The organism is Deferribacter abyssi, from assembly GCF_049472655.1.
Taxonomy (GTDB): Bacteria; Chrysiogenota; Deferribacteres; order Deferribacterales; family Deferribacteraceae; genus Deferribacter; species Deferribacter abyssi.
Genome location: NZ_JAQNCS010000009.1, coordinates 64,755 through 78,264, shown reverse-complemented (window position 1 = coordinate 78,264; position 13,510 = coordinate 64,755). Strand labels below are relative to the sequence as shown.

Here is a 13,510-nt window from a genome sequence, read left to right as displayed (position 1 = left end):
TTATGAATATTTACCTGATTGGATTTATGGGGACCGGAAAGACAACAGTTGGAAAAATACTAGCTAAGAAATTGGGGAAAAAGTTTTATGATTTAGATGAGCTTATAGAGAAAAAAGTGGGAAAAACAATTAGGGATATCTTTATTGATGATGGTGAGGAGCAGTTTAGAAAAATTGAAACTGAGGTTTTAAAAGATGTGGCAGCAGGGAGAGACTATGTTATTGCTACAGGTGGAGGTTTGTTGACTACAGTGGGGAACTATGAGGTAATGAAAGAAAGTGGTGTTGTAATTACACTTGCTGCTAGTGCTGAATCAATCTATGAGAGACTGAAAGATGATAAAAGTAGACCTCTTCTTATGGTAGATAATGTTATTGATGAGATAAAAAGGTTAATGTTTGAAAGAGCTCCTCTTTATATTAAAGCAGACTATATTGTTGATACTTCAGATGTTCCACCGGAAAAAGTGGTTGATGAAATTATGGAGTTTTTAGATGAGTTATAATTTAATTGTGAATTTGAAAAAAGAAATTGATTATTCCTACCCTATAATAATAGATAGAGGTTGTATAGAAGATATATTAGAGATGTATTATGATTCATTTTTTATTATAGATTCTACAATATACTCTTTTTATGGTAAATTTTTTGTCAATATTGATAAAAAATTTATTTACGAGGCTTCTGAAGAAAACAAAAATATTGAAAGTGTTCTAGAAATTCTAAAATGGCTAAAGAACAATCAAGCTAACAGAAGATCAAAGCTTATTGTGCTTGGAGGTGGAATAACAGGAGATGTAGGAGGATTTGCGGCTTCCATTTATATGAGAGGGGTTGGTTTTATTCAAGTTCCTACCACTCTTTTGTCTATGGTTGATAGTAGTGTTGGAGGAAAAACAGGTGTAAATTTTGAGAGGAGAAAGAATTTTATAGGTAGTTTTAAACAACCTGAAAAAGTTTTTATTGATACCATTTTTCTTTCTACTCTTGCTGATAAAGAGTATAAAAATGGATTAGCTGAAGTTATTAAATATTCTCTGATGTTTGATGAAAAGTTTTATGAGTTTTTACTATTAAATTATAATAAAATAACTGCAAAAGAAAAAGATACTGTAATGGATATGATATATAGATGCTGTAAACTTAAAGCTGATGTTGTTAGATTGGATGAGTTTGAGTCTGGTATAAGAAAATTTTTAAACTTCGGTCATACTATAGGTCATGCCATTGAAGTAGATTCTAATTATAGTATAAAACATGGGTTTGCTGTTGCCATAGGTATGTATTTAGAAACACTGATAGGTGCTGAACTTGGAGAGGTAGAAAAAGATACAATAGATTTTGTAATAAAAATACTTAGATTGTTTGGATTTGATTATAAATATAAGGTTAGAAATAAAGATTTGTTTATTAGGGCTATGATGGACGATAAAAAGATTGAAGATAAAGGGTTAGTGCTATCCTTGACTAATGGTATAGGGGCTGGTAAAATTATTAATGGGATAAGTATGGAAGATATATTAACGATTCTTAAAAAATCAGGAGTTTTTGATGGATGACAAAATAAGAAATAGATACCTCAAAGATATCGAGTATTTTTCAAAAAAGTTAGAAGAACAGCCTGATTCTAAAGTTTTTATGCCCCTTGCTATTGCATATTTAAAGCTTGGTAAATATGATGAAGCTATAGATATTTGTATTAAAGGACTTGATAAAAATCCGAATTATTTAGCTGCCAAGACAGTACTTGCTCAAGCCTATCTTGAGAAGGGGATGATTGCAGAGGCAAAAGCTCTTTTAATTGAAGTAACTACCTTGAATAAGGATAATTATAGAGCTAACAAATTGCTGGGTGATATTTATAGGTCAGAAAATAATTTGGAAAAAGCTCTTTTTTATTATCGTAATGCGTTATATGTAACCCCTGAAGATAGAGACCTAAAAGAGTTACTGGAGGAGTTGGCTGAAAACATAGAAGCTGTTCCAAGAGATATTGAAGAAATATCTGATACAGATACAGAGAAAATTGAAGAGGTTATTAAGGAAGTTCAAGAGGATATTGGTGAGGTGGTCCTTGAAGATACTTCAATGCAAGAAGATATTGGTGAAGAGATGGGGGGTGTTGTTGAGGATGGAGTTAAGGTAGAAAAAATAAACAAGGATGATTTTGGTGAGGATTTAGATCGAGAGCATGTTAGAGAACCTGAACCTATATTAGGCCAGGAAGAAGAACGATCTGCCGATAAATTGGATGAGAAAAACAAATCTGAGGAATTTTCAGTAGAAAAACTTGAGAACGAAGAATTGATTAAACAGCTTGAGAACTGGTTAGAAAATATAAGAAAAATAAAGGCGTCTAGAAGTGTTTAAGAAGATAATTCGATCTATTTTTAATTCTGTAGAAGGTTTAAAGCTTTTTGCTATATTTGATAAAGATGGTATTATCGTGGATAAAGAAGAAGATTCTGAAAGAACGGCAGAGGAATTGGCTGCAGAGTTTTCTTCCGTTTTAAGATATATTGATAAGGTGACAACTTATTTAGTGACGGGGAAAATGGAAAAAATGGTAATTGACTGTGGAAAAGAAATATTTTATCTTCACAAACTTAACAAGTTTTATTATATTGTAGCTCTCTTGGATAGAAATGCGATTATAGGAAAACTTAGGTTTTACATAAAATACTTTGAACAAGACTTAAAGAGAGAGCTGGATATTGATTAAAATTGCAGTTTTAAATGGTCCTAACTTGAATTTACTTGGGGAAAGAGAAAAAGGGTTTTACGGTTGTTTTACGTATGATGAATTAATTAAAAATATTTTAGATTTTGCTAAAAAAAATTATATAGAAATTTCTTTTTTTCAATCAAACATAGAAGGGGAGATAATCAATGAAATCCATCGTCTTAGAAAATGGGCTGATGGTATTGTAATAAATGCAGGGGCATATACTCATACTAGTGTTGCTATAAGAGATGCTTTACTAGCTTTTGGTAAACCTGTTGTGGAAGTACATATAAGTAATATTTTTAAGAGGGAAGATTTTAGACACAAGTCATTCATTTCAGATATTTCTGTAGGTATAATAGCTGGTTTGGGCAAATATTCTTACTTATATGCGATAGATTTTTTGAACAATCTTTTAAAAAAATAATTTTTAGAGGTTTTGTGTGAATAGGGTTCATAGATTAAGAAAGTATTTGGATAGGTGTGGTTATTATCCTTATATAATATCTGATATATCGAATATTTACTATTTGTCGGGTTTTACTGGAAGTACGGCTTTTATTATTTTTACTGAAAATCAAAATTATTTTTTAACTGACGGAAGGTATGAAGTTCAATCGAAAGAAGAAGTGGTTGATGATTTTGAGGTAAAGGTTATTGAAGATTATAAGGAAGCTTTTAAAGGTTTTTTGAGTGGTTACAGAAAAGTATGGCTTGAACCTTCAGGTGGGATTAGGTTACTTATAAGTTTGCAAAATTTAAATTTAGATGTTGATGTTTGTGATGAAGATAAAGTTAGGTTGTTGAGAATGATAAAAGATGAAGATGAAATAAGGTTAATTCAAGATGTTTATAAAGTAGCTGAGATTGCTTTTCTAAATAGTTTGGAAAGTTTTTCTTATAGTGAAAAAGAAAATATATGGGCTGCACAACTTGAATATAATATGAAAGTTGCTGGTGCAAAGAGAACAAGTTTTGATACAATTATTGCATCAGGGTTTAGAGGTGCTTTACCTCATGGTGTAGCTTCGAATAAAGTAATAAATAAAAATGAACCAGTAATCGTAGATTATGGTTGTAAAGTAAATTATTGTAGCGATATAACAAGGGTCATTTATAATGGGAAAGATAATTATGTGTTAAAAATTGTTGAAATTGTGAAGAGTGCTTTGATGTTTGCAAAGGAGAATATTAGAGCAGGAATTAAATGTAATGAAATTGATAAGATTGCTAGGGATTATATTGATTCAAAAGGTTATGGGAAATTTTTCAAGCATGGCTTAGGACATGGAGTAGGAATAGATGTTCATGAGTTACCTGCTTTGAATAAGCGTGATGAAACAATTTTGGAAGAAGGTATGGTTTTGACCATTGAACCTGGTATTTATTTTGATGGAGAATTTGGGATACGGTTAGAAGATACAGTAATAGTGAAAAAAGATGGGTGTGAGACATTAAATAGTTTATTAAAAGATTATATATATAAAATATAAAATAAAAAAGAGGTGTGATATGATTACTCCTAATCAGTTTAAAAGAGGAACAAAGGTTGAAATTGATGGAGAACCTTTTGTTGTAGTAGAATATTTACATTTTAAGATGGGAAGAGGTGGTGCGAATGTTAGGACAAAATTGAAAAGTTTATTAACAGGTAACGTTATAGAGAAAACATTCAAATCTGATGAAAAGTTAAAACAACCTGATTTTGAAGAGAAAGAGATGCAGTATCTTTATAATGATGGTACTGATTATTATTTTATGGATAATGATACTTATGAGCAGGTTGTGGTGAGTGCAGACGAAGTGGGTGAAGTGGCTCTCTTTATGCCTGAGAACTTAAATGTAAACGTTTTAATCTTTAATGGGAAGCCGGTTGGGATAGAATTACCAAATTTTGTAGAGCTAGAGGTAGTTGAAACTGATCCTGGCGTTAAAGGGGATACTGTAAGTGGTGGTTCTAAACCAGCAAAAGTTGCAACGGGGGGAGTAGTGCAAGTTCCACTATTTATTTCAGAAGGTGACGTTATTAAAATTGATACAAGAGATGGAAAATATATAGAAAGAGTAAAAAGTGCTAAATAAATTCGGGAGTATGTTATGGATTTAAAAGTTATTAAAGAATTAATTAAGTTAATCGATAAGTCGAATATTACTGAATTTGAGTATGAGAATGGAGATGAGAGGGTTTATCTATCTAAAAATGCAGAAGTTTTTGCAGTTACAGCTCAACAACAAGTTAGTGAATCTCAAACTGTTCAGCCTATAATGCAAAACCAAAATGTGGCTATTGAGAACAAATCTACTGAGGTAAAAAAGGAAGAAACTATAGACTCTAATTATGTGGAGATAAAATCACCTATTGTTGGAACGTTTTATGAAGCTCCAGCTCCTGGTGCAGAACCTTTTGTTAAAGAAGGAGATACAGTTAAAAAGGGGCAAACCTTATGTATTATTGAAGCAATGAAGATTATGAATGAGATAGAAGCAGAGTTTGATTGCAAGATTATTAAGAAAGTTGGACAGAATGCTAAGCCGGTAGAATATGGTGAGACTATATTTATAGTGGAACCACTATAGGGGTAAATTATGTTAAAAAGGGTGTTGATTGCTAATAGAGGAGAGATTGCACTTAGAATAATAAGGTCATGTAAGGAACTAGGTATAGAAACTGTGGCTGTTTATTCTAATGCTGACAAGGAATCTCTACATGTGGCATTTGCTGGTGAGGCTATATGTATAGGTCCTCATCAGGCTGGTGAGAGCTATTTAAATATTAAAAACATAATATCTGCTGCTGAAATTGCTGATGTGGATGGGATCCATCCAGGATATGGTTTTCTTGCTGAAAATGCTGATTTTGCAAGAATATGTGAAGATTGTGGTTTTAAATTTATAGGTCCAAAATCTGAGCATATTGAGTTAATGGGTAATAAAGCTAAGGCTAAAGAAACTATGAAAAATCTTGGTGTACCTGTTGTCCCAGGAAGTGATGGTGTTGTGGATAATATGGATGATGCATTGAAGATTGCTAAAGATATAGGATTCCCAGTGATAATCAAGGCTTCCGCAGGTGGTGGTGGAAAAGGGATGAGAGTAGCTCATAATGAAATGAGTTTTTTGGCTCAATTTGAAATGGCTAAGATAGAAAGTGAAAAGTCGTTTGGCAGTGGAGATGTTTATATAGAAAAGTTTATTGAGTCGCCGCGACATATTGAAATACAGGTGTTTGGTGATTCCTATGGTAATGTAGTTCATTTTTATGAAAGAGAGTGTTCTATCCAAAGAAGGCATCAGAAATTAATTGAGGAGGCTCCCAGTCCATTTCTTACTGAGCGTATGCGTCATAAAATGGGTGAAATTTCTGTTGAGGCAATTAGAAAGCTTGGTTATGAAAATGCTGGTACAATAGAATATATTGTGGATAAAGCAGGTAATTTTTATTTTATGGAGATGAATACAAGGATTCAGGTGGAGCACCCAGTTACTGAAATGATTACAGGAGTTGATTTGGTGAAACTACAGTTGCTTGTTGCATCGAAAAAAGAAATTCCTTTTAAGCAGAAAGACATTGAAATTAGAGGACATGCAATAGAATGTAGGATAAATGCTGAGGATCCTGAAACGTTTATGCCTTCTCCAGGTACTATAAACGCTTATTATACTCCTGGAGGTTTTGGTGTAAGAGTAGATTCTGCAGCTTATCAGGAATATACAGTTTTGCCATATTACGATTCAATGATTGCAAAACTTATTGTACACGGTAAAGATAGATTTGAGGCTATATCTAAGATGAAAGTAGCTTTAAATGAATTTATTATTGATGGTGTGAAAACAACAATTCCTCTACATAAGCGAATTATGGAACATCACAAATTTATGGAAGGTGACGTTAGTACAGATTTTTTGGAGAAATATTTTAAATGAAAATTGTATCATTAATTGTATTTTTTGTTATAAGTTGTAGTACAATTAATCAAGCTAAGATTGCTGATTCTGCAAAGTTATACAATACTTTCATAAAAATTTTAAGTTTTGAGCAAGATGGTAGATATAATGATGCTTTAAAGTTGCTTGATGAGTTGTTGATGGTTGATAAGGACCCATATCTTGTTATTAAAAAAGGAAATATTTTGTCTAAAGAAGGAAGGTTTGATGAAGCAAAAGAATTGTATTTAAAATACGTTCAAAAACACAAAGACGAAAAAGTTTATTATAGATTATCAAACTTGTATCGTACTCATTATAAAGATGTTGATAGTGCTATTAAATATTTGAAAAAAGCTATCAAAATTAGTGAAAAGAAAAAATATCTTTTTGAGCTGGCCAATTTGTATGAGCTGAAAGGTGATTATTCTTCTTCTGTTGGTGTATACAATAAATTGATAAAAATAGATCCTTCTTCAGAATACTACTATAGAAGAGGAGTTTTATATTTAAAACTTGGTTTGGAAAAAAAAGGGATTGAGGATATTAAAAAATCGTATGAAATCGATGAATACCCCTTGGCTTTATATAGACTTGCTGATTATTACATAAAGAAAGGAGATAAGGCAAAAGCAATTGAAATGCTCAAAAAAGTGATTAAAGCTCATCCTAATCAGAGGACACTTAGTTTTAAGCTTGGAAGACTTTTAATGGATGTGGAGAAATATGATGAGGCTTTATCTGTTTTTAAGTCACTGGAAAATAGTAAAAATGAGTTGATTAAAGCTACTGTATTAAAGCAAATTGCAGCAATCTATTTTGATAAGAAAGAATATGAAAAATCTCTAAAATATTTTAAAAAAGTTTTAGAGATAAAAAAAGATGATTTACAGGCATATTATTTTGCAGGTTTTCTTTCCGAGGCACTAAATAAAGATAATGATGCTATTGTTTTTTATAAGAAAGCTTTGGAAATAGACAGTGATTATGTTCAGCCTAAAAAAAGATTATCAATAATATATACAAAAAGAAAAGATTATAAAAAAGCTTTAGATGTGTTGGATAGTATCAAAGTCGAAGATAGGGATGTGGACTATTATAGATTAAAGGCTGTTATTTATTATGAGGTTGAAGACTATAAAAATGCTATTGATATATTGCAAAAAGGGTTAGCTGCAGGGTATGATGATGAAGATTTGTTGTTTGATCTTGTTATTAATTACGAAAAACTGAAGGATTATAAAAATGCAGAAAAATACTTGAGGAGGATATTGGAATATAATCCTAAGAATGCTACAGCTTTAAATTTTTTAGGTTATATGTTTGCTGAAAATGGTGTTAACCTTGAGGAGGCTTACGAGCTAATCAATAGGGCTCTTGAAATTGATCCTGATAATCCTGCTTATATAGATAGTATGGGATGGGTACTTTATCAAATGAAAAAATATAATGATGCTTATAAATATCTTAAGAAAGCTTTTTTATTAGCACCCAATGAACAGGAAATCAAAGAGCATTTGATGAGAGTTTTGAAAAAGATTCATATAGATAAAACTCCTGAAGATATTTTAAAAGAAAAAGAATGAAAAAACATTTCTTGTTTTTATTCCTATCTTTATTCGTTGTTTTTTCATGTACTAAAATAGATAATGTGAAATTCGGCTATTCTAATGACTTCATATTAAAGAAAGTATATGAACAAAATGAGCAGGTTTGTAATATCAAAGGCAAGTTTTTCATTTATTATGAGGATAGATTTTTTAAATTAAAATTTAAATGTGCTTTAATGAAGGATTGTAACAATAACGTAAAAATGTTTGTTTTTGGTTTATTAAATCAAGTTTTAGCAACTGTTCATTATGATGGAACTAAGGTTGTTGTGTTAGAAAAAAATAAAGATATTTCTAAAGAATATGCAGGTATACTAAATAAGGATAAGATAGAAAGAATTATTACTTTATTTAATGTTCCAATTTTTCTACCAAAAGATATTTTAAAAAAGGAAGTACAAGGTGATTATTTATATGTATATGATAGCAATAAGATTTTCTATAAAATTGATCGTAATTTTAAAATAGTAGAGATAAAAACAGATGAATTTGATATTTTATATCAATTTAAAAATGAACTACTAAAAAAAATAGATTATGTTGATTTTTCTCTGAAATTGTTTATAACCTTTCTGTAATATATTAGTTTAAAGGAATCGCAGGTTGCGAAATGATAAATATTTATGTTTCGGCAAGTAAGTTCATTACTTTTTGTTATTATTAAAATTGTTAAAGGTTAGGTTGAGAGGGATTCTTCATAACTATCTATTTTGTAAAGGAAAACCAATTCTTGTTGTTTCTTAAATTTTTTATATATAAAAGTTCGGATTATGTTTTAAGGAGTTGTTTTTGTGATTGCTAATTCAATTAAATGTTATGCAAAGGTTAATCTTTTTTTATATGTTACAGGTAAAAGAGATGATGGTTATCATAACCTTTTTACGCTTTTTAGTCGCATAAATCTTTTTGATACTTTATGTGTTGAACCTGCTGAGGAATTTGAGATTGTTTGTAATAATAGCTCAATTCCGGTAGATAAAAAAAATTTGATTTATAAAGTGAATGAAAAACTGTCTAAAATTAGAGGTTTTGATGGTCGTGTAAGAGTTTATCTTTATAAAAATATCCCTGTAGAAGCTGGGTTAGGTGGTGGCAGTAGTAATGCTGCAGGTTTTTTAAAACTGATAAATAAAATTTATAATTTTGGTTTAAGATTGGATGAAATGAAGAGTATTTTGAAAGATATAAGTGCTGATGCACCTTTCTTTTTGCAAGAAAAACCGCTAATAGCACGGGGGATTGGTGATGAATTTGTAAAGAGTTTGGACCTATTTCCTATTTACCTATTATTGGTAAAGCCACCTTTTGGAATAAGCACAAAAAATGTGTATAATAGTAGAAATTTAACATTGACAAGTGAGCCACTAATTACTAATATTCACTCGCTTTTGGATTTTGAAACCCTGATTTCATATATGCACAATGATCTTGAAAATGCTGTTTTATATAAGTTTAGTGAGTTGAAGTTGATAAAAAGGCAAATGTTGAACTTTGGAGCTGTTAAGTCTTTGATGAGTGGGAGTGGTTCAACGATTTTTGGTGTATTCCCTTCCTTGCACAAGCTTGAAAGAGCGTATAATTATTTCAGGAATTTGAATAAAAACTATTTTGTTTATAAAACAACTACACTATAGGAGTATAAAATGGGTAAAGATATGGACTTTTTAGTGTTTTCAGGAAACTCAAATAAAAGCTTAGCTGTAGAGATTGTACAAAAGTTGGGAATGAGGCTAAGTGATGCTACGGTGACTCAATTTAGTGATGGTGAAATTTTTGTAAGGATAAATGAAAGTGTTAGAGGCAGAGATGTGTTTGTCATTCAGTCTAGTAATTATCCTGCTGATAGGCATTTAATGGAACTGATGATTATGGTTGATGCGTTGAGACGTGCCTCCGCAAATTCAGTGACGGCGGTTATGCCTTATTTTGGATATGCAAGGCAGGATAGAACTGTAGAGCCAAGAGTTCCAATTACAGCAAAGTTGGTGGCAAATATTTTGACAACCTCTGGTATTGATAGAATGGTTACAATGGATCTTCATGCGGGGCAGATACAGGGCTTTTTTGATATTCCTGTAGATAATCTTTATGCATCACCCATAATTACAAAATATTTTATTGAAAATAAAATGATGGGTGATGACTATGTGGTGGTTTCCCCTGATGCTGGTGGTGTACCAAGAGCAAGAGCGTATGCCAAAGTATTACAAACCAGTCTTGCAATTATCGATAAAAGGCGTATTGCTCCCAATGAAGCGAAAGCGATGTATGTTGTGGGTAATGTAAAAGATAAGCATGTGATAATTATAGATGATATGATTGATACGGCAGGTACATTAACTGAAGCAGCAAATGCAGTTTTAGAAATGGGTGCGTTATCTGTAAGAGCTGCTGCTACTCATGCTGTACTTAGTGGTCCTGCTATTGAAAGAATAGTTAATAGTTGTCTTGAAGAGATAATTGTTACAAACACTATAGAATTATCAAAAGAAAAAACTACTATTTCTAAGATTAAAGTGTTGTCAGTGGCAGAGATTTTTGCTGAAGCGATAAAAAGAATACATAAGAAGGAAAGCATAAGCTCTCTTTTTGTAAACTGATGATAAAAAATTTGATTATTGGTCTGGGTAACCCCGGGAAAGAGTACGAGAGGACAAGGCATAATATCGGTTTTATGGTTGTTAATGCCAGTGCAGAGTATCTTGATGCTAATTTTGTGAGAGGGTTCAAAGGTGGATATACTAAGGTTGGTGATGTGATTTTGTTTAAGCCTTTTACCTTTATGAATAGGAGTGGTGAGGCTGTTAGAGAGATAGTAGACTATTATAAAGTTGATGTAGGGTCCATTTTAGTAATTCATGACGATTTGGACATGGAATTTGGTAAAATAAAGTTCAAAAAAGGTGGGTCTGATGGTGGTCATAACGGGATAAAATCTATTATTAATTGTCTAAAAAGTAGAGATTTTTTTCGCCTAAAAATAGGTATTTCTAAGCCTATTCGACCTGAATATACATCTCAGTATGTTCTTGGAGAATTTAACTCCAATGAAAAAAAAGTGTTGCCACAATTGATAGAGTTGTGTAGAAATGCTGTTTTATGTTTTATGAATGATGGTTACAAAGTGGCAATGAATAATTATAACAATAAAAAAGTGGATAAGGAGGAAAAACAATGTCGCAAATGATGACGTATCTTGCTCCTGTAATGGGAGTTGTAGGACTTATTGTTGCATTTTTAATTTATAGTTATATCAAAAGGCAATCTGTGGGCACCGAAAAAATGAAAGAAATTTCTGATATGATTCATGATGGTGCTATGACTTTTTTGAGTAGAGAATATAAAGTTCTTGCTGTGTTTGTTGTAATTGTTTTTGTTCTTATGTTACTATCTAAAGATCTTGGATATAAAACAGCTATTGCTTTTTTAAGCGGTGCAATTTGCTCAGTTCTTGCAGGGTTTTTTGGTATGAAATCTGCAACTCGTGCCAATGTAAGAACAAGTGAAGCTGCTAGAAGTAAAGGTATGGATGCTGCACTGTTTGTATCATACAATGGTGGTGCTGTTATGGGTCTTGCTGTAGCAAGCCTTGGTTTGCTTGGGGTTGGTATTTATTTTGCGGTATTTGGAAATCCAGAAAATGCAAAATACATTAACGGGTTTGCTATGGGTGCTTCTTCAATTGCACTTTTTGCTAGAGTTGGTGGTGGAATTTACACAAAAGCAGCGGATGTTGGTGCTGATCTTGTAGGTAAAGTGGAAGCAGGAATTCCAGAAGATGACCCAAGAAACCCAGGGGTTATTGCTGACAACGTTGGTGATAATGTGGGTGATATTGCAGGTATGGGTGCAGATATTTTTGAGTCTTATGTGGGTTCAATTATTGCTACAATTGCTATTGCTGCTACAGCTAATTCAGATTTACTTACCAAATTAGGTGGAGAAAGTTTACGTTTGAATATTATGTATTTACCAGTATTTCTTGCTGTGATAGGTTTGATTTCATCATTGATTGGAATATTTTCGATGACAATGCTAAAAAATTCAGATCCACAGAAAGCATTGAGGTATTCAACATTTATCGGTGCTATTCTTTTTATTGTAGGTGCTTATATTTCGATAACTTCTTTTGGAATAAAAATAGGAGTGTTTTGGGCATTATTACTTGGAACAATTGCAGGTATTTTTATCGGTTTAATTACAGAGTACTATACATCCTCTAAACCTGTTTATAGAATTGCGGAAGCGTCTAAGACGGGACCAGCGACAAACATTATTCACGGTTTTGCTGTTGGACTTGAAAGTACAGTACTTCCAGTTATTATGATATGTGTTGCTATTTTTGTCGCTAATAGTACAGCAGGGCTTTATGGTATTGGTATTGCAGCAGTAGGTATGCTTGCTACTGTTGGTGTTACTATGACTGTTGATGCGTATGGACCAATTGCTGATAATGCTGGTGGTATTTCAGAAATGGCGGAATTAGGTCCAGAGGTAAGGAAGATTACTGATAGTTTAGACGCATTGGGTAATACAACTGCTGCAGTAGGTAAAGGTTTTGCTATTGGTTCAGCTGCTTTGACTGCGTTGGCGCTTTTTGCAGCTTATAGCAGTAGTGCGAATATTGATATTATAGATATTACACATCCAAATGTTGTTATAGGAATGCTTATTGGTGGATTTTTACCATTTTTAATTGCTGCACTTACTATGACATCTGTGGGTAAGGCTGCTGGAGAAATGGTAGAAGAAATAAGAAGACAATTTAGAGAGATACCTGGTTTACTTGAAGGAAAACCAGGGGTAATACCTGATTCAAAAACTTGCGTAGATATTTCAACTAAGGCTGCATTAAGAGAAATGGTATTACCGGGTGTGATTGCAGTTATTGCTCCAATAATTGTAGGTTTTGGAATTGGTAAAGAAGCACTTGGTGGGATGTTAGCTGGTGCAACAGTTACAGGTGTTTTACTTGCATTATTAATGGCTAATGCTGGTGGGGCTTGGGATAATGCTAAGAAAGCTATTGAAAAAGGGGAGATACCTGGAGAGAAAAAGGGTTCTGAAGCACATAAAGCTGCTGTTGTAGGGGATACAGTTGGTGACCCATTCAAAGATACTAGCGGTCCTGCAATGAACATTTTGATAAAGCTGATGAGTATTGTTTCTTTGATCATTGCCCCATTGTTATAATAAAAAAGCCGCTTTTAAGCGGCTTTTTTTTGTATATGATTTTAATAAATGTTTAAT

Annotated in this window: 15 protein-coding genes; all 15 read left to right on the top strand. The window is 32.3% G+C overall.

All coding sequences use genetic code 11. From position 1 onward, the window contains the following. Nucleotides 1–2: 2 nt before the first annotated feature. The 15 genes from OWK30_RS06590 to OWK30_RS06520 all read left to right on the top strand — a co-directional run bounded on the left by OWK30_RS06590 (nucleotide 3) and on the right by OWK30_RS06520 (nucleotide 13,453). Nucleotides 3–506, top strand: coding sequence for a shikimate kinase (locus OWK30_RS06590; RefSeq protein WP_423324780.1), 504 nt, complete (start codon nucleotides 3–5; stop codon nucleotides 504–506). Next, nucleotides 496–1,560 (top strand): 3-dehydroquinate synthase, encoded by a 1,065-nt coding sequence (aroB, locus tag OWK30_RS06585; protein ID WP_423324778.1) that lies wholly within the window; start codon nucleotides 496–498, stop codon nucleotides 1,558–1,560. Before OWK30_RS06590 ends, aroB begins: the two co-directional genes overlap by 11 nt. After that, nucleotides 1,553–2,371: a tetratricopeptide repeat protein gene (locus OWK30_RS06580; RefSeq protein WP_423324776.1), complete on the top strand. Its 819-nt coding sequence runs from the start codon at nucleotides 1,553–1,555 to the stop codon at nucleotides 2,369–2,371. Before aroB ends, OWK30_RS06580 begins: the two co-directional genes overlap by 8 nt. After that, complete coding sequence (locus tag OWK30_RS06575; RefSeq protein ID WP_423324774.1) at nucleotides 2,364–2,723, top strand: roadblock/LC7 domain-containing protein; 360 nt, start codon at nucleotides 2,364–2,366, stop codon at nucleotides 2,721–2,723. The genes OWK30_RS06580 and OWK30_RS06575 overlap by 8 nt, the downstream gene beginning before the upstream one ends. Next, nucleotides 2,719–3,153 (top strand): type II 3-dehydroquinate dehydratase, encoded by a 435-nt coding sequence (gene aroQ / locus OWK30_RS06570; RefSeq protein ID WP_423324859.1) that lies wholly within the window; start codon nucleotides 2,719–2,721, stop codon nucleotides 3,151–3,153. The genes OWK30_RS06575 and aroQ overlap by 5 nt, the downstream gene beginning before the upstream one ends. A gap of 16 nt (nucleotides 3,154–3,169) precedes the next feature. Further along, nucleotides 3,170–4,219, top strand: coding sequence for a M24 family metallopeptidase (locus OWK30_RS06565; protein WP_423324772.1), 1,050 nt, complete (start codon nucleotides 3,170–3,172; stop codon nucleotides 4,217–4,219). Nucleotides 4,220–4,238: 19 nt separating this feature from the next. After that, a complete protein-coding gene (gene efp, locus OWK30_RS06560; RefSeq protein WP_423324770.1) occupies nucleotides 4,239–4,808 on the top strand; it encodes an elongation factor P in 570 nt (189 codons plus the stop codon). Nucleotides 4,809–4,823: 15 nt separating this feature from the next. Then, entirely contained in the window at nucleotides 4,824–5,303 is a 480-nt protein-coding gene (gene accB / locus OWK30_RS06555) for an acetyl-CoA carboxylase biotin carboxyl carrier protein (RefSeq protein WP_423324767.1), read from the top strand. A 9-nt stretch (nucleotides 5,304–5,312) separates the two neighbouring features. Further along, complete coding sequence (accC, locus tag OWK30_RS06550; RefSeq protein WP_423324765.1) at nucleotides 5,313–6,650, top strand: acetyl-CoA carboxylase biotin carboxylase subunit; 1,338 nt, start codon at nucleotides 5,313–5,315, stop codon at nucleotides 6,648–6,650. Continuing rightward, on the top strand, nucleotides 6,647–8,236 hold the full coding sequence (locus OWK30_RS06545; RefSeq protein WP_423324763.1) for a tetratricopeptide repeat protein: 1,590 nt from the start codon (nucleotides 6,647–6,649) through the stop codon (nucleotides 8,234–8,236). Before accC ends, OWK30_RS06545 begins: the two co-directional genes overlap by 4 nt. Further along, nucleotides 8,233–8,838, top strand: a complete 606-nt coding sequence (locus OWK30_RS06540; protein WP_423324761.1) for a hypothetical protein — start codon at nucleotides 8,233–8,235, stop codon at nucleotides 8,836–8,838. Before OWK30_RS06545 ends, OWK30_RS06540 begins: the two co-directional genes overlap by 4 nt. 213 nt (nucleotides 8,839–9,051) lie before the next feature. Beyond that, complete coding sequence (gene ispE, locus OWK30_RS06535; RefSeq protein ID WP_423324759.1) at nucleotides 9,052–9,894, top strand: 4-(cytidine 5'-diphospho)-2-C-methyl-D-erythritol kinase; 843 nt, start codon at nucleotides 9,052–9,054, stop codon at nucleotides 9,892–9,894. Between the two features lie 9 nt (nucleotides 9,895–9,903). Beyond that, the gene (locus OWK30_RS06530; RefSeq protein ID WP_423324757.1) at nucleotides 9,904–10,860 is read left to right on the top strand and encodes a ribose-phosphate diphosphokinase; all 957 of its coding nucleotides are present in this window, start codon (nucleotides 9,904–9,906) and stop codon (nucleotides 10,858–10,860) included. Continuing rightward, nucleotides 10,860–11,447 (top strand): aminoacyl-tRNA hydrolase, encoded by a 588-nt coding sequence (gene pth, locus OWK30_RS06525; RefSeq protein WP_423324755.1) that lies wholly within the window; start codon nucleotides 10,860–10,862, stop codon nucleotides 11,445–11,447. Before OWK30_RS06530 ends, pth begins: the two co-directional genes overlap by 1 nt. After that, nucleotides 11,435–13,453, top strand: coding sequence for a sodium-translocating pyrophosphatase (locus tag OWK30_RS06520; protein WP_423324753.1), 2,019 nt, complete (start codon nucleotides 11,435–11,437; stop codon nucleotides 13,451–13,453). The genes pth and OWK30_RS06520 overlap by 13 nt, the downstream gene beginning before the upstream one ends. The last annotated feature ends 57 nt before the right edge of the window (nucleotides 13,454–13,510 follow it).

Bases quoted from the DNA above. Each gene is read 5' to 3' on its own strand.
- accB (WP_423324767.1), top strand. From the start codon at position 4,824: ATGGATTTAAAAGTTATTAAAGAATTAATTAAGTTAATCGATAAGTCG.
- OWK30_RS06580 (WP_423324776.1), top strand. From the start codon at position 1,553: ATGGATGACAAAATAAGAAATAGATACCTCAAAGATATCGAGTATTTT.
- accC (WP_423324765.1), top strand. From the start codon at position 5,313: ATGTTAAAAAGGGTGTTGATTGCTAATAGAGGAGAGATTGCACTTAGA.
- OWK30_RS06530 (WP_423324757.1), top strand. From the start codon at position 9,904: ATGGGTAAAGATATGGACTTTTTAGTGTTTTCAGGAAACTCAAATAAA.
- OWK30_RS06520 (WP_423324753.1), top strand. From the start codon at position 11,435: ATGTCGCAAATGATGACGTATCTTGCTCCTGTAATGGGAGTTGTAGGA.
- efp (WP_423324770.1), top strand. From the start codon at position 4,239: ATGATTACTCCTAATCAGTTTAAAAGAGGAACAAAGGTTGAAATTGAT.
- OWK30_RS06540 (WP_423324761.1), top strand. From the start codon at position 8,233: ATGAAAAAACATTTCTTGTTTTTATTCCTATCTTTATTCGTTGTTTTT.
- OWK30_RS06590 (WP_423324780.1), top strand. From the start codon at position 3: ATGAATATTTACCTGATTGGATTTATGGGGACCGGAAAGACAACAGTT.
- aroB (WP_423324778.1), top strand. From the start codon at position 496: ATGAGTTATAATTTAATTGTGAATTTGAAAAAAGAAATTGATTATTCC.
- pth (WP_423324755.1), top strand. From the start codon at position 10,860: ATGATAAAAAATTTGATTATTGGTCTGGGTAACCCCGGGAAAGAGTAC.
- OWK30_RS06545 (WP_423324763.1), top strand. From the start codon at position 6,647: ATGAAAATTGTATCATTAATTGTATTTTTTGTTATAAGTTGTAGTACA.